We start from the raw sequence: 25,774 nt of genomic DNA on the forward strand, positions 1-25,774 counted from the left end.
ATGGACGCGTCATAGCGTCCGTCGTGGGTTGCACCGCCCTCGTGCTCGGTGTCACGGGGATGTCCTCCGCACAGGCCCAGCCCCAGGCCCGGTCCCAGGCCAGGGATCTGGCGCGGCAGACGCTCGGGGCCGGTGACGGCTGGGGTTCGTACGGCACCGGTACCACCGGCGGCTCGGCCGCCGACGCCGCGCATGTCTACACCGTCACCGACTGGGCCGGCTTCAAGGCCGCCCTCGCCGACGGCGGCAGCGCGCCGAAGATCATCAAGGTGAAGGGTGTCATCGACGCGGACGGGCCGAGCTGTGACTCGTTCGCGGTGCCGGGGTACGACTTCGACGCCTATCTGAAGACGTACGACCCCGCCGTCTGGGGGCACGACAAGAACCTGGACGCCGAGCCCGACGACAGCCCCGAGGGGCTGCGCCGTGCCTCCGCCGCGCAGCAGGACGCCTACATCAAGGCCGCCGTGCCCGCCAACACCACCATCGTCGGCATCGGCAAGAACGCCGGGTTCAAGGGCGCCAGCCTGCAGATCAAGACCGTCGACAACGTGATCGTCCGCAACCTGAGCTTCGAGAGCCCCCTCGACTGCTTCCCGCAGTGGGACCCGACCGACACCGCCGACGGCAACTGGAACTCCGAGTACGACAGCGCGGTGGTCTACGGCTCCACGCACGTGTGGATGGACCACGACACGTTCACCGACGGCGACCACCCGGACAGCACGCTGCCGTACTACTACGGGCGGATCTACGAGCAGCACGACGGCGAGCTCGACATCGTCAAGGGAGCCGACTACGTCACGGCCTCCTGGAACGTCTTCGAGGACCACGACAAGACGATCCTGATCGGCAACAGCGACAGCGCCTCGACGGCCGCCGTCGACCGGGGGCATCTGAAGGTCACCTTCCACCACAACCTGTTCTCGAACCTGGTGGAACGCGCCCCGCGCGTCCGCTTCGGGCAGGTCGACTCCTACAACAACCACTTCGTGGCCAAGGACGGCTACTCCTACAGCTACGGCATCGGCATGGAGTCCCAACTCGTCGCCGAGCACAACGCGTTCACGCTGCCGGACGGGGTCGGTGCCGGGAAGATCCTGAAGAAGTGGAAGGACTCGCCGCTCACCGCCGACGACAACTACGTCAACGGTGAGCTCACCGACCTGATCGCCGTGCACAACGCCGAAGTGCCCGGCGAGATCCTCCAGTCGGGCGCCGGCTGGACACCGACCCTGCGCACGAAGGTCGATCCGGCGAAGGCCGTCCCCGGGATCGTCGACCACTGCGCGGGCGCCGGGCACCTGGGCTGACCGCCACCTCCGAGCGGCCGGGGCCCCCGACGGCCCCGGCCCTCGCCCCCGATGAGCCGCACTGCGAAGGAGCACCCGCATGCCCTCGCCCCACCACCGCCAACCGCCCCTGTCCCGAAGGGGATTCCTGCTCGCGAGCGCCGGGGCGGGCGCCGCGCTCGCCCTCGCGTCCGTCCCCGCGCGGGCAGCCGGCGCACCCCGCCCGTTCGGCCGGTACGGTTCCCCGGCCGCCCGCCTGACCCCCAAGACGCTCTACGTCGACCAGGGCGGGCGCGGTGACTTCGCCACCGTCCAGGCCGCGGTCAACGCCGCAACCTCCGCCGGACACACGCTGGTTCTGGCACCCGGCGTCTACCGCGAGACCGTGGTCGTCGGGGTCGTCGACCCGGCCACCGGCGGGCGCACCGAAGCAGCCTCGGAGTTGACCCTGATCGGCGCGAGCGAGAACCCCCGTGATGTCGTCATCGTCCACGACAACGCCGCCGGCACCCAGAAGCCCGACGGCTCGGGCACCTACGGCACCTCCGGCTCGGCCACCACCCTCGTCCGCGCCGACGGTTTCACCGCCCGCTGGGTCACCTTCGCCAACGACTGGCTGCGCGCCGACCACCCGGGAGTGTCCGGTACGCAGGCCGTCGCCATCAAGGTGCAGGGCGACCGGTCGGCCTTCCACCACTGCCGCTTCCTCGGCCACCAGGACACCCTCTACGCCGACTCCTTCGCGCTGACCGTCTTCGCCCGGCAGTACTTCTCCCACTGCTATGTCGAGGGCGACGTCGACTTCGTCTTCGGGCGGGCGAGCGCCGTCTACGACCAGTGCCACTTCCGCACGCTGAACCGGACCGACCTGGCGACGGCGCCGTACGGCTTCGTCTTCGCCCCCTCGACCGCAGGCGCCAACCCGCTCGGCTACCTGGTGACCAGGAGCCGGGTCAGCAGCGAGGCCCCGGACGCCTACTACAAGCTGGCCCGCCCCTGGGTGCCCAGCTCCGACACCACGGCCCGCCCGTCGCTGACCGTCCGGGACACCTGGCTCGGCCCCGGCATCGACGCGGTCGCGCCCTACGCCAACATGTCGGACTCCTTCCCCTGGCAGAACCAGAGGTTCGCCGAATACCGCAACGCCGGCCCGGGCGCGGAGATCACCGTTCCCGAGAACCGGCCCCAACTCACCGCCGCCCAGGCCGAGTCGGCGACCCGCGCGGCCTACCTCGGCGACTGGACGCCGTGGAAGGAGGACTGCTGACATGCTGTCCCGCCGCACTCTCCTCACGGGCACGGTCGCCGGTCTGATCGCCGCCGGTGCCGCTCCCGCCTTCGCGGGTGCCCGCCGCGTCCTGCACGTCCGCCCCGGCGACTCCGTCCAGGCGGCCGTGGACACGGTGGACGGGCCGGGCTGGACCATCGTCGTGCACCCGGGGACGTATCGCGAGGTCGTCAACGTCCCTGCGGAGAAGGGTGAGTTGACGATCCGTGGCGCGTCCTGCGATCCGCGCGCCGCCGTCATCGTCTATGACAACGCCAACGGTACGAAGAAGCCCGACGGCACGACGTACGGGACGGCGGGCTCCGCCACCTTCATCTCGGCCGCGGCCGGGCTGACCGTTCGTGACCTGACGCTCGCCAACGACTGGCTGCGCGCCGACCACCCGGACATCACCGGCACCCAGGCCGTGGCCGCCTACACCTACGGCGACCGCACCCACTTCGAGAACGTCCGGCTGCTGGCCCACCAGGACACCCTCTTCGTCGACACGACCGCGCTGGACGGCTTCGACCGGCAGTACTTCCGCCGCTGCTACATCGAGGGCGACGTCGACTTCGTCTTCGGGCGGGCCACGGCCGTCTTCGAGGACTGCCACTTCCACACCCTCCAACGGGACGTGGCCTTCACCCCCAAGGGCATGGTCTTCGCCCCCTCCACCGCCCGCGCCAACCCGTACGGCATCCTCGCCGTCCGCTCCCGGATCACCTCGGGCGCGGAGGACGCGGCGTACAAGCTGGCGCGGCCCTGGGTGCCGTCCTACGAGACCACCGCCTGGCCGTCACTGGTCGTGCGGGACTCCTGGATCGGGCCGGGGATCGACGCGGTGGCGCCGTACACGAACATGCGCGACGCCTACCCCTGGCAGACCATGCGCTTCCACGAGTACGCCAACTCCGGTCCCGGCGCGGTGATTTCGGCTCCGGAGAACCGGCCGCAGCTGACCGCCGAGGAGGCGGCCGGGCACACCCCGCGCACGTATCTCGGAGACTGGAGGCCCCATGGGCGTCCGTGAACCGGTCGGGCGGCGGGCGTTCGTGGCCGGGGCGGGGGCCGCGCTGATGGCCGGGGGAGTGGCCGCCGGGAGCGCGGACGCGGCGGTCGTCGACGGGCCGCTGCCCGACTTCCACCAGACCCTCAAGGACGAGCTGGACTTCCCCCTCGCCTGGGGCACTTCACCCCTCCACGACTTCCGGAGCTGGCGCCGGGCCGCCCGCGCCAAGGTCGAGGAGCACCTCCTCGTCGACCGGCAGGCGGGGACGCCGTACGCACCGGAGTTCACCGAAGGCCCCCAAGGCGACGGCTGCACAAGGGAGTTGGTGACCCTCTCCCTCACCCGATACGACCGCGTCCGCGCCACCCTGCTCACCCCGCACGGCACCGGACCCTTCCCCGCCGTACTCCTTCTCCACGACCACGGAGCCAAGTTCGACATCGGGAAGGAGAAACTCGTCCGGCCCTGGTACGACGACACACGGCTCGCCTCCGGGCAGGCCTGGGCCGACAAGTACTTCAGCGGGCGGTTCGTCGGCGACGAACTCGCCCGCCGCGGCTACGTGGTGCTGTGCGCGGACGCGCTCGGCTGGGGCGACCGCGGCCCGGTCACCTACGACCAGCAGCAGGCCCTGGCCTCCAACTTCTACAACCTGGGTTCCTCGCTCGCAGGGCTCATGGCCCGCGAGGACGCCCGCGCCGCCGGATTCCTGGCCGGCCTCGACCGGGTGGACGCGCGGCGCGTGGCGGCCGTCGGGTTCTCCATGGGCGGCTACCGCGCCTGGCAGACGGCCGCGCTCACCGACGACATCGCTGCCACGGCCTCCGTGTGCTGGATGACCGGCCTGAAGGAAATGATGGTGCCCGGCAACAACACGCTGCGCGGGCAGTCGTCGTACTACATGCTCCACCCCGGGCTCGCCCGGCATCTGGACATCCCCGACGTGGCGAGCATCGGCGCCCCCAAGCCGATGTACTTCCTCGACGGCGAGCAGGACGCCCTGTTCACCGCAGAAGGCGTCCGGGCCGCGTACGCCAGGATGCGCGCCGTCTGGTCCTCCCGCCACGCCGGGGAGCGGCTCCGTACCGAGACATGGCCGGGGCTCGGCCATGCCTTCACGGAGCCGATGCAGGACGAGGTCTTCGCCTGGCTCGACACCGTCCTGTGAACCGTCCCCCCACCCGCACGAGAAAGGACCGCACTCCATGTCTCGTCGTACCGCTCTCGCCGCCCTCGCCGCCCTGTCCCTGGGCGCCGGACTCGCCGTCCTCCCCACCCAGGCGCAGGCCGCGACGGTGGTCGTCAGCAACTCGACCGACCTCTCCAACGCCATCAAGAACGCCACCGCCGGCACGGTCATCCAGGTCCGCGGCGGCACCTACTACCCCACGGCCACGCTCCAGTCGACGGCCAACGGCACGTCCTCGTCCCCGGTCACGCTCACCGCGTACGGCTCGGAGACGGTCAAGATCGACGGGTCCTCGCTGCCGTCCGGCTCCTGGATCTTCAAGCTGACCGCCGACTACTGGAACGTCTCCAACATCACCTTCCAGAACTCCCCGGACAGCGCGGTCGTCTGCCAGTCCTGCACCGGCACCAACTGGAACAACGTCAAGACCATCAACGGCGGCGACTCCGGCTTCACGCTCACCGGGGACGGCACGGTGAACAACACCGTGAAGAACCTGGACAGTTACGGCAACTACGACGCCGCCACCCACGGCCAGAACGCGGACGGGGTCGCCATCAAGTTCGGCTCCGGCACCGGCAACCTCGTCACCGGAGCACGCCTCTACAACAACTCGGACGACGGCATCGACCTCTGGTCGTTCGCGTCCCCGGTCACCATCGAGCACACCTGGTCCTTCGGCAACGGCGTCAACCGCTGGGGCGACTCCGCCTTCGAGGGCAACGGCAACGGCTACAAGCTGGGCGGCAACGGCGTGGCCGTCGCGCACGTCGTCAACAACTCCGCCGCCTGGGGCAACGCCGGCAACGGCTTCACCGAGAACTCCAACACCGGCTCGATCGTCATCAACCGCACCACCGCCTACGCGAACAGCAAGTGGGGCTACTACTTCGCCACCAGCTCCGCCAGGCTCGGCAAGAACCTCGCGGTCAGCAACGGCAGCGGCTCGGTCAGCAAGGGCTCGTCGGTCACCTCGGCCGGCAACAACTGGGACAGCGGGACAAGCACACCCGCCTTCAAGTCCACGGACGCGAGCAGCACGTACAACGCCCGCAGCTCGAGTGGCACCCTGCCCGCGACGACGTTCCTGACGACGGGGAGCACGACCATCGGGGCGACGATGGACTGATCCGGCGACGAACCGGAATCCCCACGTCCAGGGCGCTTGACCCGTTTTTTGCCTGTGATTGAGGTATCGATCGGGCAACGGGTCTCGCGCCCGCAGGGGTGACGCGCGTAGAAACCTGTCATGCATAAGCCACTGCGTATCGCGGCGATCGCCGCAGCGTGTGCCGTCACCGGTGCCGCTCTCTACGGCGCCGGTGCCGCCACGGCCGGACAGTCCACGGCCAACTCCACCCACGAGCCGTACAACATCGGGCTCCTGGTGAAGGACATCGACACCTACTACGGCACCACGGCCGACGCCAACGGCGTGTACCAGGCGTCCTCGGACAGCCCGTACGCCAAGGACCTGGCGCGGATCGACTCGGCCGCCCGGAAGTACATAGACCAGGCCGCCCGCAAGGCGCACCACCGGGGCGAGAAGGCCGCGGTCGTCTTCGACATCGACGACACGCTGCTGCTCAGCCTCGACTACGAGAAGCGCTACAACTACACGTACAACGCCACCACTTGGGCCGACTACGTGAACAAGGCCGACCGCCCCGGCGTCTTCGGCAGCGCCGAGCTGGTCCAGTACGCCGAGTCCAAGGGCGTCGAGGTCTTCTACAACTCCGGTCTCAGCGAGGCGCAGCGCACCGCCGCCGTCGCCAACCTGAAGAAGATCGGCGCCGATGTGAACCTCGACGCCGACCACATGTTCCTCAAGGACAAGGCCAACCCGCCGGCCTACCTGAGCTCCTGCGCCACCCCGGGCACCTGGACCTGCACGACCGTGCAGTACAAGTCCGGCACGCGCAAGCACATCGAGGACGACCTCGGGTACGAGATCGTCGCCAACTTCGGCGACCAGTACTCGGACCTGGACGGCGGCTACGCCGACCGCACGTACAAGATCCCGAACCCGACGTACTTCGTCAGCTGACGCCCTTCACCGGCCTGATCGACTCGAGGGTCGGTACGACCGGCTGAAGGGTACCGTCCGCGGCGAACCACAGCCGGTCGACGGTCGTCTCCCGGTGCATGCCGTCACCGCCGGGCTTCCCCGGCCCGTTCAGGGCGAACCGGTGGTAGACGATGTACCAGTCGTCGGTGCCGGGGACGTTCACCACGGAGTGGTGGCCGGTGCCGAGGATGCCGCACTCGGGACGCTTGGACAGGATCGTCCCCCGCTTGGTCCACGGGCCGAGCGGGGACGGTCCGGTCGCGTAGGCGACGTGGTAGTTCTCGCTGCGGGTGTCGTCCTCGGACCACATGAAGCAGTAGGTCCCCTTGCGCTTGATCACGAAGGACCCCTCGCGGAAGTTGTCCGGGGTGATGTCCCTGATCTTCGATGCGTCGTACGACGTCATGTCGTCGTTCAGCGGGACCACGTACCCGTGGCCGTTGCCCCAGTAGAGATACGACGTCCCGTCGTCGTCCGTGAAGACCGCCGGGTCGATCATCTGGCCCTGCAGCGAACCGCTCTTCGCCACAAGGGGTTTGCCCAGCGCGTCCTTGAACGGGCCGGCCGGTGAGTCGGCGACCGCGACCCCTATCTGCTGCTCGGCGCAAAAGTAGAAGTAGTACCTGCCGCCCCGTTCGGCGACCGCCGGCGCCCACGCGTACTTGTCCGCCCAGGAGACGTCCGGGCCCAGGTCCAGGATCACCCCGTGATCCTTCCAGTGGACCAGGTCCCTCGACGAGTACGCCTTGAAACTCGTGCTGCCCCAGCCCTGGTTGCCGTCCGTCGTCGGATAGATCCAGTACTGGCCGTCCAGATGGTGCACGTCCGGGTCGGCGTTCAGGCCGGGCAGGACCGGGCTGCGGGTGGGGACCGCCTCGACGGTCCAGGTGCGGCTCGTGCCGTCGGCCGCCATGACGGTGTACGTCTGCGGCTTGCGGAAGTCGCGTCGGGTACCCGACCCGGGGGTCAGGGTCGCGCCCTCACCCACGGCGAACCTGGGCGCGAGGCCGGTGAGGTCGGCGCCCGGCTCCATCGGCAGGACGACCTTCGAAGCGGCCTCCGTGACGACGGCGTACCCCTTCTGGTTCTTCGCCGTCGCGTCCACGACCGACGTGGAGGTGGCGGGATACGCGGCCAGCAGCCGGTCGTACTCGGCCTGTGTCACCGGAAGTACCGTGCCGTGCCTCGGACTTGCCGGCAGCTGGTAGTTCGCCGACATCGTCCACTTGCCCGAGTCGAGGTCGGTGGTCTCGAACGGGACGTAGCCGCGCTCGCCGTACTCGTCGATGAACAGGTACCACTTCTTCTCGGTGTTGGACCTGAAGACCGTCGGCCCCTCGCCACGGTCGATCGAGCCGCTGCCGATGCAGTCGGAGACGAAGTCGTACGCGGTCGACGTCAGGGTCTTCGACTTCTCGCCGGTGATGAACTTCGAGCAGGGGGAGTCGGAGGACTGGTTCCGCTCGTCCTTGGTGTAGCGGTAGTAGGTGTCCTTGTACTTCACGACGGTCGAGTCGATGACCGAGTAGCCCGGGTCGTCCCAGACCTTCGGCTCGCTGAAGGCACGGAAGTCCTTCGTCGTCGCGTACAGCATCCTGTTGTACTTCGATCCCGTGTGGTCGGGGTCGTCGTCGGCGTACAGCTTCGACGCCCAGAAGACGACGTACTCACCGAGCGAGTCGTCCCAGTACGCCTCCGGCGCCCAGGTGTTGCCCGCGTTGTCCGGGGCCACCTTCACCAGGCGCCGGTCGGTCCAGTGGACCAGGTCCGTGGACTCCCAGATCATGATCGACTTGCTGCCGTGCCGCTGGACCTGGTCCCAGCTGCCGCTGCTGTTGTTGTACATCCGCAGGTCGGTGGCGATCAGGTAGAACCTGTCGCCCTTGGGGGAGCGGATCACGAACGGGTCCCGCAGGCCCTTCTCGCCGATCGTAGACGTCAGGACCGGCTTGCCCTGGTTCAGCTCGCGCCAGTGCAGCGGGTCGTTGCCGCGGCTGAGGGCGTAGCGGATCTGCTCGCCGTCGGCGGTGCCCTCGCCGGTGAAGTAGGCGAAGAGATAGCCGGCGTACTTGGGGTGGTTCACGGGCGGGGCTCCTGAGTGGACGGTACGGGCGGTGCCGGGTGGCGCGGTGAACAGAGCGAGGAGGAGGGCGAGGCAGACGACGAGCACGGCTCTGGGGCGCATGAGTAGTCCGGTAGAAGTGTGGGGGATTCTGTTGGATGGTGTGCGCCCTCGGAGTGTTACGAGTGGGAAAAAGCAGGTCAACCCGTTGGGGCGGGACGGGAGGCGGCGAAAATTTCGAGGGTTTTCGAGGGGAGCGGCAACCTTTTCCCGCCACGGGGCGACTGGTCTGCGTAGCTTCCCCTAGGAAAGGAACGCCCCGTGCGACTGAGCACCGGACGCCACCGCAGGACGCGCACGCTCTCGATCGCCGCGGCGGTGGCCGTCTCCGCCGGGGCCGGCGGCGTCTACCTCGGCCTCTCGGGCGGCGGCGCCCAGGCCGCCACGACGACGGTCACCGTCTCCACCACGGCCCAGCTGGAGTCGGCCGTGAAGAACGCGGCCGCGGGCACCGTCATCCAGGTCCGCGCCGGCACGTACTATCCGACGGCCACCCTCAAGTCCACGGCCGGCGGCAGCAGTTCGAACCGGATCACGCTGCAGGCGTACGGCAGCGAGAAGGTGAAGATCGACGGCTCCAAGCTGCCCGCCGGTTCCTGGCTCACCGGGATCTACGGCAGCTACTGGACCGTCCAGAACCTCACCTTCCAGAACTCCCCGGCCCAGGGCTTCGTCGTCACCTCGTCCACCGGCGGCGTCTTCAAGAACCTCGTCACCGCGAACAACGGCGACTCCGGGTTCACGCTGCGCGGCGACAAGACGGTGAACAACCTCGTGCAGAACCTGGACAGTTACGGCAACTACGACCCGTCCGGGCACGGTCAGAACGCCGACGGCATCGCCATCAAGTTCGGCTCCGGGACCGGCAACAAGGTCACCGGCGCCCGCCTCTACAACAACTCCGACGACGGCCTCGACCTCTGGCAGTTCTCCTCGCCGGTCACCATCGAGCACAGCTGGGCCTTCGGCAACGGCAAGAACCGCTGGGGCGACTCGGCGTTCGAAGGGAACGGCAATGGATTCAAGCTGGGCGGTGGGGGCGTCGCGGTCGCGCACGTCGTGAACAACAACGCGGCCTGGGACAACACGCTCAACGGGTTCACCGAGAACTCCAACACCGGGGCGATCGTCCTGAACCGCAACACCGCGTACGCCAACGCGCAGACCGGCTTCTACTTCGCCACGGGCAAGGCCCGCCTCGCGCGGAACCTCGCGGTGAGCAACAAGGGCGGTCTGGACAAGCTGAGTTCGAAGACGGTGTCCGCGGCGAACAACTGGGACAGCGGGGTGTCCACGCCGGCGTTCAAGTCGACGGACGCGACGACTGCCTACGGTGCGCGGAAGTCGGACGGCTCGCTCCCGGCGACCGGCTTCCTCGCCACGGGGTCCACGACCATCGGTTCGACGATGAACTGACCAGGCACACGAACGCCCCGCCAGTCGTCACTGGCGGGGCGTTCTCGTCGCCGACGAGGGGGGCTCAGTCGGCGGCTGCTGACCGAGGGGGGCTCAGGTCAGCAGGTCCAGGCAGTCGAACGACGTGCCGGCGCTGAGAAACGCCGCGCCGCCCGAACCACTCACGATGTTGATCTTCAGGACGTTGTACTGCGAGGCGTCCGTCTTCCACGCACTACTAGGGACGTTGAAAACGAACGTGTGGTTGTTTCCCCGGTACGAACCCGTGGTGAGGGAGCGCGTCTCGGGTTGCGTGGGGGCCGAGGGGATGGCCGAAACCCAATCGTTGACGGTCACCCGCGGCCGCCCGTTGGCGAACGCGTCGGTCACCCCGACCCGCAGCGTGTGCGCGGCCGCCGCCTGCGCCTTGGTCAGCTTGAAGTAGACCAGGATGCCGTCGTTGACGTCCTTCCAGACGTACGCCGGGAAGGACGCGGCCTCGCTGCCGCTGCCGATCGTGACGTTGCCGATCCACTTGGCCGCGCGGCCGTCGGAGGGATGCGCGTACGTCATCAGCTTGGCGTTCTTGAACTCGCCGGGCGTGCCGTCCCAGTCGCCGAGCCGCCAGACGGTCGCGGCGGCGGACGGGTCACCGGTGATGCTCAGGGTGTGCAGGGACGTCGTACCGCCTGCCGTGACCTTCACCGACTCGGTGTGGACGGCGAGTTCGTTCTTGTAGACGGTCAGCGTGTACGTCCCCGGGAGCATCCCCTTGCAGGAGAACGCACCCGTGCCGGCCGCCGCCTTCGCCCAGTACTGCGCGTCCGCGTTGGCGAAGCCCACCGTGTAGGCGTACTTGGCGTCCATGCCCTTCAGTCCGACGCCCGCCACCTTGCCCCGGCCCGCCTTGCCGACCCAGCCGGTGATGCCGAGGCCGTCCACCCACGAGGTGTCGAGGTTCGCCTGGAAGAGAGAGGACGGGGGTGCCGCGCCGTCCGTGAGGGCGATGACGTACGGGCCCTGCAGGCCGAAGCGCTCGGCCTCGGTCTGGGCCTCGTTGTAGTGCAGGATCTCGTAGAGACCCGCCCCGCCCTCGTTCGAGTGCCGCAGCAGTGAGCGGTAGAAGGGGCCGCCGGAAGCCTTCTCGTGGTTGGAGCGGACCAGCCACAGACCGACCGAACCCGTCGTGAAGCCGACGTAGTCGTAGTCGATGGTCCGCTTGCCCGAGTAGTGCTTGGAGTGGGTCGTGCCGTCCGGGCGCTTCCAGACGTCGCCCGCCTCGATGATCTTGTCGGTCGTCGAGTCCCAGGCGTCCGAGCCGGTGTTGGGGAACATCCCGGGCTTGAGGCGGACGATGTAGCGGGTCGCCGTGAAGGACGCGTCCGCCTTGTTCGTCCACAGATAGACGTTGTTCTGGCCGCTGCGGGCCGCGTACCACTGGGTGATCGCCCCGTGCACGACCTTGATCAGGATCGTCGACCCGGTCTGTTCGATCGTGACCGTCGAGGCCCCGAGACCGGACTCCACGTGCGAGTGCTTGCCGCCGTAGCCCTCGTACTCCTTGCCCTTGTAGGCGAGGGAGGTGATGTCGCCGGTCGTCTTGGAGACCTTGAAGACGAGCGCGGCGCCGGTGTCGACGACGTAGTTCCTGCCGTCGTCCCGGTAGCCGAAGGCCGCGGCGGACGCCGACGAGAGGAGGCCGGTGCCGCCCGCGACGGCGGCGCCGGTGGCGGCGACGCCGATCGCGGAGGCCCCGAGCACACGTCGGCGCGTGAGGTGTCTCCTGTGCGTGCTCAAGGATCGCTTTCCCGTCATGGTTGAAAGTTCACTCAGTTGTACGTGATGTCAGATGACGAGAACTTGCAGGTGGTTCCGTCGGCGCCGGTGCCGATCTCGGTCGGCTCCTTGCCGGTGTTGTTGCCCTTGAAGCGGACACAGGTCTTGATCTTCTTCTTGCTGTCGCCGTGGATGCGGATCTTCGACAGCGTGGCGGTGTCGCCGTAGTTCGCGTTGACGCCGACGATCGCCTTGCCGGGCGCCGTCACATCGATGTCGCTGAGCACGATCGTCCGCTTGAACTGCGTCTTGCAGTTGCCGCAACTGCGCACCAGCTTGCCGAAGTTCTCCACCTGGAAGCCGGTCACGGTGAGCTTGCCGGCGCCGTTGAACTGCAGCACCTTGTCGTCGGCGTTCTTCGCGCCGCCGCCGATCACCCGGTACGTCGCCGAGGAGGACTTGCCCTTGAAGCTGGCGGCGTCCTCGCCGACGTCCAGCCACCACACGTTCTGCAGCGTGCACGAGCCCTTGCAGTGGACGCCGTCCGCGGCCGGGGTGCCGATGATCACGTTCTTCAGGGTCGCGCCGTCGGCCAGCTCGAAGATCGGGCCCTGGTCCTCGGACTGGTCGTCCGTGCCCAGCTCGCCCGAGCCGTAGAACTTCTTCAGCTTGCCGTCGTAGGTGCCCGACACCTCGATCGTGGACGAGACGGCCTTGCTGCCGGTGGCGGTCGGCCAGGCCGAGGCGGCACCGGCGGTGGACAGCAGCGTCGTCGTGACGATCGCCGCACCCGTGATGCCGAGTGCGGCGGCGCCGCCGATCACCGCCCGTCGCCTCGTGACCCGGCGACGGTGACGGACGCGCTGTTCTGCTCGTGCAGTCATGCCCATTCCTTGCGTGGGAGGGGGACCTTGCGCTTCCTGGTCGCCCCCGGTGAGGAAAGGGTTGCCGCGTCTTCGGATTTTTTTCACGAGCCGCCGTCAGCGGCCCTACGAATCGCCCTCGTCGTCCGCATGGGCCGCGAAGTCGCCGCCCACCGCGCGCTGTTGGCCGTCCGCCGTCGCCATGATCGAGTACGTGTCGTCCTTCGCGTCCCGGCCACCGCGCTGGTGGTTGTACTGCCCGGCGAACACCCACTCGCCCTTGGGGACCGTACGGCCCTCCTTGAGCGTCCACGTGTAGACCAGGAAGCCGTTCTGCTCGCCGACCGTGAGGTCGAAGTCCTGCTCCGGCAGCGACCGCCAGGCACCGGCACTGCCGACCCCGCCCGTCTGCGCAACCTTCAACTGCACGGTCAGGGAGGTGAGTTGCTCGCTCGTCTTGAACGTGATGTTGCTCTGCGCCCAGAAGTCGTTGCTGTGCGGGTCCACCGAGCCGTCCGACCACAGCGGGCCGTCCTGCACGCCGTCGGCGGGCGGCAGCACGGAGGCGGAGGGCTTCGTCGACGGGGTGCTGCTCGGCCTGTGCGTCTTCGGCGGGGCGCTCGGCGTGGTGTCCACCGGCGGCACCGGCGCACGACTGGTCGCGTCCGGCGACGGAGTGGGCGTCGGCGAGACCGCGACCGTCTGCTGCTGGGGCTTGTCGTCCTTCACCGCGGACGCGACCGCGTAGCCGCCGATCGCGAGCATGCCCGCCACCGCCGCCGTCGCACTCACGACCCGGGCCCAGCCCCACACCGGCGGGCGCGTCGCCCGGTGGTCGGGGCGGTCCTGCTGGGCCATGCCCCGCTCGATCCGGGCCAGGATCCTCGCCCGGTCCGGCTCGTGCGTCTCGGCCGCCTCGTGCAGCCGGGCGCGCAGCTCGTCGTGCACGTCCTGCTGCCTCATCGGTCCGTTCCTCCGGTCTCGCCGCCACGCGCCATCGCCGCGTGCACCCTCTGCGCCACGCCCTGGGAGCCGAGCAGCTTCTGCAGCTCTGCCATCCCCTTGGACGTCTGGGACTTAACCGTACCCACGGAAACACCCAGGGCGAGAGCGGTGTCCTTCTCCGACAGGTCGAACGCGTGCCGCAGCACCACACACGCGCGTTTCCGGAACGGCAGTCTGCGCAGCGCCTCTTGAACGTCGACCACGCCCGCTATGTCCGGGTTCTCGGTCTTCTCCTCGCGCTGCGACCAGAACAGCGAGATCCGCCGGCGTTCGCGTACGGCGCTGCGGATACGGGTGCGGGCCAGGTTGGCGACCACTCCGCGGGCGTAGGCGGCCGGGTGGTCCGCGGCGCGCACCCGGTCCCAGCGGTGCCACAGGGCGAGCAGCGCGTCCGCCGCCAGATCGTCGGCGGCGTCCGCCTCGCCGGTCAACAGGTGTGCGAAACGCGACAGTTCGGCATAGTGCCGTTCGAAGAAGGCATGGAACTCCACGGAGGCTGCGTCGTCGACGACAGTGCCCACGGGCCAACCTCTCTGTGCGTGTCATGTAGATGACATGTGATCATCCGGAGGAGGCCCGGATGAGATCCGGAAGCGTAGCAGTGATCAACCGCATGGTTCGTACGGGGCTTCGAACGCAGTCTGGCGGGTCGGCCCCGATTCCGTAACACGGGGAAAACCTGAAACGCGTTCAACGCGGGAACAATCCAGCCAGCATCCGCACACGATCAATCAGGCACCAAGGAGTACCCGCATGTCCGACACCAAGACGGTGACCGAACGGTCAAGTGGCCCGCCACCGGCGGCGAACGGCGTCGACCGGTTCTTCAAGATCTCCGAGCGGGGGTCCACCTTCGGCCGGGAGATACGCGGCGGCTTCGCCACGTTCTTCACCATGGCCTACATCCTTGTCCTGAATCCCATCATCCTCGGCAGCGCGAAGGACAAGTTCGGCCACAGCCTCGACACCGGCCAACTCGTCACCGCCACCGCGCTGGTGGCCTGTGTGATGACGATCATCATGGGCGTCGGCGGCAACCTGCCGCTCGCCATCGCCGCGGGCCTCGGCCTCAACGCCGTGGTCGCCTTCCAGCTGGCGCCGCTGATGAGCTGGGCCGACGCGATGGGGCTGGTCGTCCTCGAGGGCGTCCTGATCTGCGTCCTGGTCGTCACCGGGCTGCGAAAAGCGATCATGGACGCCATTCCGCACCAGCTCAAGCAGGCGATCGGCGTCGGCATCGGGCTGTTCATCGCCTTCATCGGCTTCGTCGACGCCGGGTTCGTCAGTCGTATACCGGATGCCGCGAACACCACGGTGCCGGTCCAGTTGGGCGCCGTCGGCCGGCTCACGGGCTGGCCCGTCCTGGTCTTCTGTCTCGGTGTGCTGCTCACCATCGCGCTGATCGCGCGCAAGGTGAAGGGCGCGATCCTGATCAGCATCGTGACGATGACGATCGTCGCGATCATCATCAACGCCATTGCCGACATCAAGAGTTGGGGCCTGACGACCCCGAAGGTGCCGGACAAGATCGTCGACACCCCGGACTTCGGGCTCATCGGTCACTTCAGCTTGTTCGGCGGCTTCGCGAAGGCCGGCTTCCTCACCGCGGTGCTGCTGGTGTTCACGCTGATCCTGTCGGACTTCTTCGACGCGATGGGGACGATCGTCGGTATCAGCGCGGAGGCCGGGCTGCTGGACGAGCAGGGGCAGGTGCCGGGGATCGGGCGCGTGCTGTTCATCGACGGTGCGGCGGCGGTGGCCGGCGGGCTGGGGTCCGCCTCCTCCAACACGGCGTACATCGAGTCGGCGGCCGGTGTGGGTGAGGGTGCGCGGACCGGGTTCGCGAACCTGATCACCGGTGGGCTGTTCGGGCTCGCGCTGTTCCTGACGCCGCTGCTGACGATCGTTCCGCTGCAGGCGGCTGCGCCTGCGCTGATCGCCGTGGGCTTCCTGATGATGACCCACGTCAAGCACATCGACTGGGACAGGTACGAGATCGCGATCCCGGCGTTCCTGACCATCGCCGCGATGCCGTTCACGTACTCCATCACCGACGGCATCGGCGCCGGGTTCCTGGCCTACGTCGTCATCAAGGCGGTTCTTGGGAAGGCGAAGGAGGTGCACTGGCTGCTGTGGGGTGTGTCTGCGCTGTTCCTGGTGTACTTCGCCATCGACCCCGTTGAGCAGATCCTCGGCGTCAAGTGAGGGACGCTGCGCGACCAGTGCAGCTCTGTGGCTGGTCGCGCAGCCCGCGCCCCTGACAGGGCGCTACTTGAGCGCCGCTTGCATCATCGCCTTGGCCACCGGCGCCGCGAGACCGTTGCCGCTGACCTCCGAGCGGGCCGCGTTCGACTGCTCCACGACCACCGCCACGGCGACCTCCTTGCCGTCCGCCTTGCCGTAGGACGTGAACCAGGCGTACGGGGTCTGGCTGTTGTTCTCGCCGTGCTGGGCCGTGCCCGTCTTGCCGCCGACCGTCGCGCCGTCGATCTTCGCGTTCGTGCCCGTGCCCTGCTCGACGACCGTCTGCATCGCCGACTGCAACTGCTCGGCGATGTCGGAGCTGACGATCTCCTTGGTGCCCGCGTCGTCGTCGTAGTTCTTCAGGACGTCACCGCCGCTGTCGGTGATCTGGGAGACCATGTGCGGCGAGACCAGCTTCCCGCCGTTCGCTATGGCAGCCGACACCATCGCCATCTGCAACGGCGTCGCCGTGACGTCGTACTGGCCGATGCCCGTCAGGGCCGTCGACGACCTGTCCATGTCGGACGGGTAGACGCTGGTGTACGCCCGCACCGGTACGTCCTGCTCGTCGTCGTTGAAGCCGAACTTCTCGGCCATCGCCTTCACCTTGTCCTGGCCCAGGTCGACGGCCATCTTCGCGAAGACGTTGTTGCACGAGTACTGCAGCGCCGTGCGGATCGTGGCGTTCTCGCAGGGCGCGGACCTGTTCTCGTTCGCCAACTCCCTGGTCGTACCCGGCAGCGTGTACGGGTCCGGGCTCTTCGTCTTCTCGTCCACCGACGAGTACAGCCCGTCCTGCAGCGCGGCCGCCGCGACGACCAGCTTGAACGTCGAACCGGGAGGCAGCGGCTGGCGCAGCGCGCGGTTGGTGAGCGGCTTGTCGGGGTCGGCGTTGAGCTTCTTCCAGGCCGTGCCCGCCGTGTTGGCGTCGGTCAGCGACGTAGGGTCGTACGACGGTGTCGACACGACCGCGAGGATCTTGCCGGTCTTCGGGTCGATCGCGACCGCCGCGCCTTTCTTGTCGCCGAGCGCGTCGTACGCCGCCTTCTGCACGTCCGGGTCGATCGTCGTGACCACGTCGCCCGGGTCGGCGCGCTTGTCGGTGACGGTGTCCATCACGGTCCTCAGCCGGTTGTCCGTGCCGTTGAGGAGGTCCTGGTAGATGCCCTCCAGCTGGGTCGGGGCGTAGGCCTGTGAGGCGTAGCCCGTCACCGCCGCGTACAACTTGCCGTCCTTGTACGTGCGCTTGTACTTGAGGTCGCTGCTCTTCGTCGCCGCGGAACCGGTGATCGAGTTCCCGGCCACGATGATGTTCCCGAGCGGCTCCGCGTACGTCTCGATCGCGTTGCGCCGGTTGTTCTTGTCGTCCGCGAGGGCCTTGCCGTCGTAGAACTGCACCCACGTCGCCCTGACCAGCAGAGCGAACACGAGCAGCAGCGCGAAGACGGAGGCTCGCCTGATCGTCTTGTTCATCCCGCTCACAAGGACGAGCGGGAAGGAGTGAATCGTTCCCATCCGCCCGGATTTCTCATCGGGTGTTCATGAATCCCGCCTCGTACGCCGCGATCACCGCCTGCGTACGGTCCCGGGTGCCGGTCTTCGCCAGCACCGCCGCCACGTGCGACTTCACGGTGGCCGGTCCGACCTCCATACGGCGTGCGATCTCGGCGTTCGTCAGACCCGCCGCCATGTGCCGCAGCACCTCGCTCTCCCGGCCGGTCAGCCTCGCCACCCAGGCCGGCGGCGTCGCGTACGCGCGCGCGTGCTCGGCGGCCAGCGCCCGCACGGCCGACGGGAACAGCAGGCTGTCGCTGCGCCCGACCAGCCGTACGGCCTGGACGAGCGCGTCCGCGTCGGACCGTTTGAGCAGGAACCCGGCGGCTCCGGCGCGCAGGGCGTCGTACACGTAGGAGTCGTTCTCGAAGGTGGTGACGACGACGATCCGGGGCGGTGCGTCGAGCGTGGCGAGGATCTGCTCGGTGGCGCGGATGCCGTCGATCCCGGGCATGCGGACGTCCATGAGGACGACGTCGGGCCGCACGTCCCGCACCACGGACACCGCCTCCGCGCCGGTGGCCGCCTCGCCCACGACCTCCAGGTCCGGCTCGGCGGAGAGGATGGCGCGCAGCGCGGTGCGCACCATGCGCTCGTCGTCGGCGAGGACGACGCGGAGGACGGGGCGGCCGGGGCTGGTCATACGGGTCCCTTCATCGGCAGCCGTACGTGCACGCGCCACGTCCCGTCGGCCTCCCGCGGCCCCGCCTCCGCCGTGCCGCCCAGCAGCCGGGCCCGGTCCGCGATACCGCGCAGACCGTGGCCACCGCCCGGGCGGTGCGCGGTGGTCGGGGTGAGGGGATTCTCGACAGCGATCTCCAGGTGACCGTCGGCGACCGCGATCCGCAGCGTCACCCGCACCCCGTCCCCGGCGTGCTTGAGGGCGTTGCTCAGCCCCTCCTGAACGATGCGGTAGGCCTCGCGGGAGAGCACGGGCGGCAGGGCCGCGGGGTCGGTCCCGACGGTGGCCGTCACACGCAGCCCGCCCGCGCGGACGCGACGCAGCAGGCCGTCGAGGTCGGCGGCGAGCGTGGGGGCCGGTCCGGTACCCGGAGCGTCGCCGTCCCTCAACACGCCCAGGACGGCGTCGAGTTCACCCACCGTACGGCGGGTGGTGTCCTCGATCGCGGCGAGTGCCTCGCGGGCGAACTCCGGGTCGGTGTCGAGGACGCGGCGGGCCGCGCCCGCCTGGAGGGTGACGGCGCTGAGGGCGTGGCCGACCGAGTCGTGCAGCTCGCGTGCGAGCCGGTTACGGACGGCGAGGTCGGCCGCCCGGGCCTCGGCCTGCGCGAGCCGGTCCTCCGGGGCGGGCCCGAGCAGCCGGGGCGCCCAGTGCGCGAGGAGCGCGCCGGACCCGGCCGCGCAGCCCGCCAGCGCGACCAGGCACCCGGCGCCCGCGACCGGCGCGAGGGCCAACGCCCAGGCGTGGTCGAGGACTTCGGGGAGACCCAGGCGTGTGTCGCGCAGCCCCGCGACCGCCGGCAGCGCGATCAGTACGGCGGCGAACGGCGGTACGGCCAACGACATCCCGGCGATGATTCCGCCGAACCCCAGATGCAGCGTGAACCAGGCCGCCGTGCGCCCCTTCGCGGCCCGGGTGCGGGCGGGGCCGTAGACGAGCCGGTCCGCGTCCACACCGCACAGCCAGCGCACCGCACCCGCCTCCAGCGGCCGGGTCAGCGGGAACAGGGAGGTGACCGCCGCCAGGGGCAACCCGACGGCGAACGAGAGGAGTTGGAGGGGGAACTCCTCGAAGACGTGCTGCGAGCCGGTGGCCGGGCCGACGACGACCTCGCCGACGAGGACGTACGGCATGGCGAGCGCACCGCCGAGGATCAGATGGATCCACCGCAGCCGCGCCCGCCGCCCGAACAGCAGCCCCGCGAACGCCTTCACACCGGCCGCTTCGAAGCCGCCCCGGCCGACCGCTCGGCGAAGTGGTAGGCGCCGACGGTGGCCACGAGGATGCCGACGGTCATCTGGCCAGCGTAGGCGAGGTTCATCAGCGGCGTCGGGCGGTCCGCGATGTCGTCCACCCCGGTGAGGGAGGCGAGCGACAGCCAGCCGCCCCAGCAGGCCACGGCCCCGGAGCCGACCCAGCCGAGGGCGAGGGGGAGCCTGACGGGCAGGGCGCGTCCGCGGCGGAAGGCGAGCAGACAGGCGCCGACCACGGCCGCCGCGAGGAAGGCGACGAACACGGCCTCCAGGACGTAGAAGTCACCGGTCCGGTCGGCGGCCCTCCCCGCGCTGAGCCCGGCCGTGCTCCCGCAGGCCCACAGGACATGGACGGTCAGGGGGAACAGGGCGAGCAGGGCGGCCGCGGCGGCGGTGGCGCGCTGGGCAGCCCCGACGACACCGACCGGCAGCTCCCACACCCGGCCCCGCCACAGATACCCCCAGCGGTCCCGGGCGTACAGCACGAACAGCGCCCCCAGCGCCAGCCCCTGCACGATGAACCCGGTGTACACGACCCCGAACACCCACTCGTCGAGGAACGGCTCACCTCCCTCGCTCCTGTGCACGCTGCCCCCGAACACCCTCACCAGGAGCTGCAGCGGAAACCCGGCCATGATCGGCGCGAGCAGCCCGGAGGCGACCCACACCGGAAACGCGAGCAGCCACGCGGGCACCCTGAGCCCCCACGGCCGCGTGAGCACCAGGGCGAGCACGATGACGGCACTGTCGAGCAGGACGGAGAGGCTGTTGGCGACGGCCATCGAGGTCCGGTGCTCCAGCAGCGAACTGCCCTCGGGAATCCCGAGGTGACTGCCGGCGACCCAGGCGACCTTGATCCCCAGATACGGAACACAGGCGACGACGGCGACGCCCCGCAGCAGCCGGCGGGCACGACCGAGCGCGGGAACCTCGGTGACCGGAGCGGGGGCGGGTGCGAGTGACTGCGGCATGCGTCCACGCTCCCGCGGGGCGGCAGGGCGCACGTCGTGCGCGGTGACGATCTCTCTCCGCCGCGCGGGGGAGAGGCCCTCACCCCAGGGTCAGCACGACCTCCGCGATCTCCTCGCCGCGTGCGTTGGCGTACCCCGACGCCTGCGCGGAGAGCCGGAAGCCGCACTTCTCCAGCACGCGCAGCGAACCGGCGTTGTCCGCCGCGGCGCGCGCGTACAGCGGGCGCTCGGGCACCTCGTCCAGCAGCCCCCGCAGCGCGGCCGTGGCCACACCCCGCCCCCAGTACGCGCGGTCCACCCAGTACGTGACTTCACGCTCACCCGGCTCCCCGTACACCGCCGCGTTGCCCACCACGTCACCGTCGGCCAGGATCGTCCGGGCCACGACGTCCGAGGCCCGGATCCGTTTCCAGCGGGCTTCGAAAGCGGCCCAGTCGGCCGGGTCATCGGGGGTGAAGGCCGCCATGACCAGCGCCTCCGGATCGTTCATCTGCCGGTAGAAGACCGGCAGATCGCTGTCGTGGATCTCGCGCAGAACGACATTCATGGGGTCAGAGACTAGGAGTCAGAGCCTGCGGGTCGCCAGGGTCAGGCGGTCCCGCGCGTCGAACAGCGCGTCCTTCACCATCTGTTCGTGCGCGGGCGTCAGGCGCGCCACCGGCACCGAGCAGCTGATCGCGTCGCGCGCCGGAGTGCGGTAGGGGATCGCGACGCCGAAGCAGCGCAGGCCCAGCGTGTTCTCCTCGCGGTCCACCGCGAAGCCCTGCTCACGCACCTGGTGCAGCTCCTCGATGAGCTTCTCCCGGTCGGTGATGGTGTTCTCGGTCAGGGCGGGGAGGGTCTCGGGCAGCATCTTGCGGACCTGCTCGTCCGTGTAAGTACTGAGCAGCGCCTTGCCGAGCGAGGTGGAGTGCGCCGGGAGCCGGCGGCCGACGCGGGTGAAGGGGCGCAGATAGTGCTGCGACTGGCGGGTGGCCAGGTAGACGACGTTGGTGCCGTCCAGGCGCGCCAGGTGGATGGTCTCCGTGGTGTCGTCCGAGAGACGGTCCAGGGTCGGCCGGGCCGCCGCGACCACCTCGTCGCCGTCGATGTACGAGGTGCCGACCAGCAGCGCCCGTACGCCGATGCCGTACCGCGTGCCCGTCGCGTCCGTCTCCACCCAGCCCAGCTCCACCAGTGTGCGCAGCAGCATGTACAGGCTGGACTTGGGGTAACCGACGGCCTCCTGGACCGACGCCAGGGAGTGCATGCCGGGGCGACCGGCGAAGTACTCCAGCAATTCAACGGTCCGCACCGCGGACTTGACCTGTGCCCCGCCGCCTGTCTCGGCTGCCGACATCGCCCTTGACCCCTTCGTTCGACGGGAAATAGTCTCCAACAGCATATTCATCATCAGAGACAGCGTTCAGCATATCGAACAACCCTGGTGAATGACCCAGATACACCTGGAGGGACCCGCGGTGGCAGCAGCACCAGTCTGGAGTGTCGACCCCCGAACCGGGAAGCAGCGTGAACAGGTTGCGGTGGAGGCCACAGCCCAGGAGGTGGACGCCACCGTCCGCGCCGCGCACGCCGCGCGCGGCTCCCTGGCCGACCGCGCCGTCCGCTCGGCCTTCCTGCGCACCGCCGCCGAGCAGCTCGAGGCCGCCAAGGACTGGCTGGTAGAGACCGCCGACGCCGAGACCGCGCTCGGCCCGGTCCGCCTCACCGGCGAACTCGCCCGCACCTGCTACCAGTTGCGGGCCTTCGCGGACATCGTCGACGAGGGCGCCTTCCTCGACGTGATCATCAACCACCCCGACGACACCGCGACCCCGCCCATCCCGGACCTGCGCCGCTACAAGGTGCCGCTGGGCGTCGTCGCCGTCTACTCGGCCTCCAACTTCCCGTTCGCCTTCTCGGTCGCCGGCGGCGACACCGCGAGCGCGCTGGGCGCCGGCTGCCCGGTCGTCGTCAAGGCCCACCCCGACCACCCGGCCCTGTCCGAGCTGGTCGCCAAGGTGCTGCGCCGGGCGGCCGCCGCGCACGGCATCCCCGAGGGCGTCGTCGGCCTGGTCCACGGCTTCGAGGCGGGCGTCGAGCTGGTCAAGCACCCGCTGGTCACGGCGGCCGGCTTCACCGGCTCCGTACGGGGCGGCCGTGCCCTCTTCGACGCGGCCGCCGCACGCCCGACTCCGATCCCCTTCCACGGCGAGCTGGGCTCCCTGAACCCCGTCGTTGTCACCGAGGCCGCGGCGGCCGAGCGCGCCGAGGCGATCGGTACCGGTCTCGCCGGTTCCATGACGCTGGGCGTCGGACAGTTCTGCGTGAAGCCGGGCCTGGTGCTCGCGCCGTCCGGTGCGGCGGGCGACCGCCTCCTGAAGTCCCTGACGGACGCCGTCAGCGACACCGACGCCGGGGTCCTGCTGGACCACCGCATGCGGGACAACTTCATCGCCGGTGTCGCCGAGCGTGCCGAGCTCCCCGAGGTCGAGTCCCCGGTGACGCCGGGCGCCGGCGGCGAGCACACGGTGAGCGCGGGCTTCCTGACGGTGGCGGCGGACAAGCTGGCCGAGGAGGGGGCGTACGACCTGCTCCTGGAGGAGTGCTTCGGGCCGGTCACCGTGGTGGCCCGCTACGAGGACGAGGCCGAGGTCCAGGGTGTGCTGTCCCGGCTGCCGGGCAACCTCACGGCGACGGTGCACCTGTCGACGGAGGAGGCGGCCGGTGAGGGCCGCGGCGCGGAGATCCTGGCGGAGCTGACGCCGCTGGCGGGCCGTGTCCTCGTCAACGGCTGGCCGACGGGTGTGGCCGTCGCCCCGGCCCAGCACCACGGCGGCCCGTACCCGGCGACGACCTCCACGTCGACCTCCGTCGGCGGTACGGCGATCGAACGCTGGATGCGGCCGGTCGTCTACCAGGGGGCGCCCGAGGCGCTGCTGCCGCCCGAGCTCCGGGACGACAACCCGCTGGGGCTGCCGCGCCGCTTCGACGGCCGCCTCGAGCGCTGAACAACCCCGGGCCCGCATCGAGCACCCGTAGCTGACACACTCACTGGATGGACGTGGAACTTCCCGAACTGCCCTTCGCCCTCCGTACTTACGGACCCGACGGGCACTGGTCCTACGAGGACGGTGTGCTCACCGGATGGGCCGGCCCCCGGCAGGACCGTTTCGTGCCGCCCACCGGTGAGGCGCTGGAGCCCGCTTCCGACGCGCCCCGCCTGCTCGGGGCGCCCGAAGGGGACTTCCAGCTGATCGCCCGGGTCACGGTCGGGTTCGCCGGGGCCTTCGACGCCGGGGTGCTGTACGTCCATGTCAACGACCGGGCCTGGGCCAAGCTCTGCCTGGAGTACTCCCCGGACGTGCCCACCGTCTGCACGGTGGTCACCCGGGGACACTCCGACGACGCCAACTCCTTCACGGTGGAAGGCAGTTCGGTCTGGCTCCGGGTGAGCCGCACCGGCCGCGCCTTCGCCTTCCACGCCTCCCGCGACGGCAAACGCTGGACCTTCGTCCGCCTCTTCACCCTGGCCGGAGAGAAGGAGTCCGACGCGGCCCTGGTCGGCTTCATGACGCAGTCCCCGATGGGCGAGGGCTGCGTGGTGACGTACGACCACATGGAGTTCCGCGACAGCTGGCCCGCCGATCTGAGAGACGGCAGCTGATTTCCCTCACCGCAGTCGAGACGTGGCCGCACCCGTCACCGCCAGCAACCCCGCGCTGATCGCCAACGCCATCCGCATCCCACCCGCGAACCCGTCGGAGACCAACGCCCCGAACACCGCAATCCCCAACCCCCCGGCCACCTGCCGCGCAGCGTTCAGCACCCCCGCCGCCAACCCCGCCCGCTCCACGGGCACCGCATCCATCATCGCGGCCGTCAGCGGCGGCACCGTCAACGCACACCCCAGCGCCAACGGCACCAGCAGCACGGCCACCCCGGCCGGAGGCGTCCCGGCACCGACGTACAACAGCACGAGCAGTCCCACGACGGCCAACGCCTGCCCCACCAGCATCGGCACCTTCGCCCCGTACCGCCCCGCCAGCTTGCCCGCCGCGACGTTCGTCACCGCGATCAGTCCCGTCATGGGCAGGAACGCCAGCCCGGCCCGCAGCGCCGACAGCCCCTGGACCTGCTGGAAGAACAGCGAGAAGACGAACACCACGCTGTAGAAGGCCACACTCACCGCCGCCCCCGCCGCGACCGCCACCGCGACCGTCCGGTTGCGGAACAGCCCGAGCGGGACGACCGGATGGGGACTGCGCGCCTCGACCTGGAAGAACGCGACGGCCGCGACGACGGCGACTCCCGCCGCCACCCACCCCGCCGTACCGCCCTCGATCACCGCGAAGGTCAGGGCAGTCAGAGCGACCGTCGCGAAAACCTGCCCCGGCACATCCAGCGGCGCGGGCCGCCGCTGCGACCGCGGTGCCCGTACGAGCAGCGCCAGGATCAGCGCCCCCACCGGCAGATTGACGAAGAAGATCCCCCGCCAGTCCCAGGCCGTCGTCAGCAGACCGCCCGCCACCGGCCCCAGCGCCACCGCCACCGAACCGCCGGCCGCCCACGTGGCCACCGCCCGCGCCCGCCGCGCCGGTTCCGGGAACGCCTGCCGCACCAGCGACAGCGAGGCCGGCAGGACGACGGCCGCCGCCACGCCCTGCGCCACCCGCGCCCCGATCAGGAGCGGCAGGTTCGGCGCCAGACCGCAGGCCGCCGAGGCGAGCGCGAAGACCGCCGCGCCGATCGCGAACGCGCGGCTCGCCCCCGCCCGGTCCGAGAAGGCACCGGTGGAGAGCATCAGCGCGGCGAAGGGCAGGGTGTACGCGTCCACCACCCACTGCAGACCGGACATCCCGGCGCCGAGGGAGTCGCCGATCGCCGGCAGGGCCACGTTCACCACGGACGCGTCGAGGCAGATCAGTGCGAAGCCGAGGAGAGCGGCGGTGAGGGTGAGCGCGGGGGAGGACCGATCGGGTCCCGACTCCCGCCCGTGGGTGGCGAGTTCATCGCCGGTGACCGTCTGGTTCGTCGTCATGCGTCCATGCTGCGGATCCGCGGCGTCGTACAGTAGTGGCCTGAATGCCATACTCCCGGAG

The 25,774-nt window shown here is 69.8% G+C and carries 22 protein-coding genes; 10 read left to right on the forward strand and 12 right to left on the reverse strand.

The features are described from left to right. The first annotated feature begins 59 nt into the window (after positions 1 to 59). The 6 genes from ABZ880_RS36910 to ABZ880_RS36935 all read left to right on the forward strand — a co-directional run bounded on the left by ABZ880_RS36910 (position 60) and on the right by ABZ880_RS36935 (position 6,807). Positions 60 to 1,313, forward strand: a complete 1,254-nt coding sequence (locus ABZ880_RS36910) for a polysaccharide lyase family 1 protein (RefSeq protein WP_361272363.1) — start codon at positions 60 to 62, stop codon at positions 1,311 to 1,313. 79 nt (positions 1,314 to 1,392) lie between these two features. Then, positions 1,393 to 2,559, forward strand: a complete 1,167-nt coding sequence (locus tag ABZ880_RS36915) for a pectinesterase family protein (protein WP_361272366.1) — start codon at positions 1,393 to 1,395, stop codon at positions 2,557 to 2,559. 4 nt (positions 2,560 to 2,563) lie between these two features. Then, entirely contained in the window at positions 2,564 to 3,592 is a 1,029-nt protein-coding gene (locus ABZ880_RS36920) for a pectinesterase family protein (protein WP_361272677.1), read from the forward strand. Continuing rightward, positions 3,579 to 4,739, forward strand: a complete 1,161-nt coding sequence (locus ABZ880_RS36925) for a dienelactone hydrolase family protein (protein ID WP_361272368.1) — start codon at positions 3,579 to 3,581, stop codon at positions 4,737 to 4,739. Before ABZ880_RS36920 ends, ABZ880_RS36925 begins: the two co-directional genes overlap by 14 nt. 37 nt (positions 4,740 to 4,776) lie before the next feature. After that, complete coding sequence (locus ABZ880_RS36930; protein ID WP_361272371.1) at positions 4,777 to 5,889, forward strand: chondroitinase-B domain-containing protein; 1,113 nt, start codon at positions 4,777 to 4,779, stop codon at positions 5,887 to 5,889. Positions 5,890 to 6,009: 120 nt separating this feature from the next. Then, positions 6,010 to 6,807 (forward strand): HAD family acid phosphatase, encoded by a 798-nt coding sequence (locus tag ABZ880_RS36935; RefSeq protein ID WP_361272374.1) that lies wholly within the window; start codon positions 6,010 to 6,012, stop codon positions 6,805 to 6,807. On the opposite strand, the gene ABZ880_RS36940 is transcribed toward ABZ880_RS36935, so the two are convergent. Next, on the reverse strand, positions 6,800 to 9,013 hold the full coding sequence (locus ABZ880_RS36940) for a family 43 glycosylhydrolase (protein WP_361272377.1): 2,214 nt from the start codon (positions 9,011 to 9,013) through the stop codon (positions 6,800 to 6,802). The genes ABZ880_RS36935 and ABZ880_RS36940 overlap by 8 nt on opposite strands. A 198-nt stretch (positions 9,014 to 9,211) precedes the next feature. Here ABZ880_RS36940 and ABZ880_RS36945 point away from each other — a divergent pair, with 198 nt between their 5' ends. Then, positions 9,212 to 10,366, forward strand: coding sequence for a right-handed parallel beta-helix repeat-containing protein (locus ABZ880_RS36945; protein WP_361272380.1), 1,155 nt, complete (start codon positions 9,212 to 9,214; stop codon positions 10,364 to 10,366). Between the two features lie 93 nt (positions 10,367 to 10,459). Here ABZ880_RS36945 and ABZ880_RS36950 read toward each other — a convergent pair whose 3' ends face one another. The 4 genes from ABZ880_RS36950 to ABZ880_RS36965 form a co-directional block, all read right to left on the reverse strand. Continuing rightward, positions 10,460 to 12,142, reverse strand: coding sequence for a rhamnogalacturonan lyase B N-terminal domain-containing protein (locus ABZ880_RS36950; RefSeq protein WP_361272382.1), 1,683 nt, complete (start codon positions 12,140 to 12,142; stop codon positions 10,460 to 10,462). A 32-nt stretch (positions 12,143 to 12,174) separates the two neighbouring features. After that, positions 12,175 to 13,005 carry a pectate lyase gene (locus tag ABZ880_RS36955; protein ID WP_361272384.1) on the reverse strand — a complete coding sequence of 277 codons (831 nt, stop codon included), beginning with the start codon at positions 13,003 to 13,005 and terminating at the stop codon, positions 12,175 to 12,177. 105 nt (positions 13,006 to 13,110) lie between these two features. Next, a complete protein-coding gene (locus ABZ880_RS36960) occupies positions 13,111 to 13,947 on the reverse strand; it encodes a hypothetical protein (protein WP_361272387.1) in 837 nt (278 codons plus the stop codon). After that, on the reverse strand, positions 13,944 to 14,510 hold the full coding sequence (locus ABZ880_RS36965; RefSeq protein WP_361272389.1) for a SigE family RNA polymerase sigma factor: 567 nt from the start codon (positions 14,508 to 14,510) through the stop codon (positions 13,944 to 13,946). Before ABZ880_RS36965 ends, ABZ880_RS36960 begins: the two co-directional genes overlap by 4 nt. A 232-nt stretch (positions 14,511 to 14,742) precedes the next feature. Here ABZ880_RS36965 and ABZ880_RS36970 point away from each other — a divergent pair, with 232 nt between their 5' ends. Next, a complete protein-coding gene (locus ABZ880_RS36970; RefSeq protein WP_361272392.1) occupies positions 14,743 to 16,194 on the forward strand; it encodes an NCS2 family permease in 1,452 nt (483 codons plus the stop codon). 63 nt (positions 16,195 to 16,257) lie between these two features. On the opposite strand, the gene ABZ880_RS36975 is transcribed toward ABZ880_RS36970, so the two are convergent. The 6 genes from ABZ880_RS36975 to ABZ880_RS37000 form a co-directional block, all read right to left on the reverse strand. After that, on the reverse strand, positions 16,258 to 17,706 hold the full coding sequence (locus ABZ880_RS36975; RefSeq protein WP_361272679.1) for a penicillin-binding transpeptidase domain-containing protein: 1,449 nt from the start codon (positions 17,704 to 17,706) through the stop codon (positions 16,258 to 16,260). Between the two features lie 55 nt (positions 17,707 to 17,761). Then, positions 17,762 to 18,430, reverse strand: a complete 669-nt coding sequence (locus tag ABZ880_RS36980; protein WP_361272394.1) for a response regulator transcription factor — start codon at positions 18,428 to 18,430, stop codon at positions 17,762 to 17,764. Next, positions 18,427 to 19,683 carry a histidine kinase gene (locus ABZ880_RS36985; RefSeq protein WP_361272397.1) on the reverse strand — a complete coding sequence of 419 codons (1,257 nt, stop codon included), beginning with the start codon at positions 19,681 to 19,683 and terminating at the stop codon, positions 18,427 to 18,429. Before ABZ880_RS36985 ends, ABZ880_RS36980 begins: the two co-directional genes overlap by 4 nt. After that, positions 19,680 to 20,693, reverse strand: coding sequence for a hypothetical protein (locus tag ABZ880_RS36990; protein ID WP_361272400.1), 1,014 nt, complete (start codon positions 20,691 to 20,693; stop codon positions 19,680 to 19,682). The genes ABZ880_RS36985 and ABZ880_RS36990 overlap by 4 nt, the downstream gene beginning before the upstream one ends. Positions 20,694 to 20,772: 79 nt before the next feature. After that, entirely contained in the window at positions 20,773 to 21,240 is a 468-nt protein-coding gene (locus tag ABZ880_RS36995; RefSeq protein WP_361272402.1) for a GNAT family N-acetyltransferase, read from the reverse strand. Between the two features lie 18 nt (positions 21,241 to 21,258). Beyond that, entirely contained in the window at positions 21,259 to 22,032 is a 774-nt protein-coding gene (locus tag ABZ880_RS37000; RefSeq protein WP_240863015.1) for an IclR family transcriptional regulator, read from the reverse strand. Positions 22,033 to 22,153: 121 nt separating this feature from the next. On the opposite strand from ABZ880_RS37000, the gene ABZ880_RS37005 reads away from it, so the two are divergent. Continuing rightward, complete coding sequence (locus ABZ880_RS37005) at positions 22,154 to 23,683, forward strand: aldehyde dehydrogenase (NADP(+)) (protein WP_361272405.1); 1,530 nt, start codon at positions 22,154 to 22,156, stop codon at positions 23,681 to 23,683. Positions 23,684 to 23,730: 47 nt separating this feature from the next. Beyond that, positions 23,731 to 24,339, forward strand: a complete 609-nt coding sequence (locus ABZ880_RS37010) for a DUF1349 domain-containing protein (protein WP_361272408.1) — start codon at positions 23,731 to 23,733, stop codon at positions 24,337 to 24,339. Between the two features lie 6 nt (positions 24,340 to 24,345). Here ABZ880_RS37010 and ABZ880_RS37015 read toward each other — a convergent pair whose 3' ends face one another. Beyond that, positions 24,346 to 25,713, reverse strand: coding sequence for an MFS transporter (locus tag ABZ880_RS37015; protein WP_361272411.1), 1,368 nt, complete (start codon positions 25,711 to 25,713; stop codon positions 24,346 to 24,348). Between the last annotated feature and the right edge of the window lie 61 nt (positions 25,714 to 25,774).

The organism is Streptomyces sp. NPDC047043, from assembly GCF_040644055.1.
Taxonomy (GTDB): domain Bacteria; phylum Actinomycetota; class Actinomycetes; order Streptomycetales; family Streptomycetaceae; genus Streptomyces.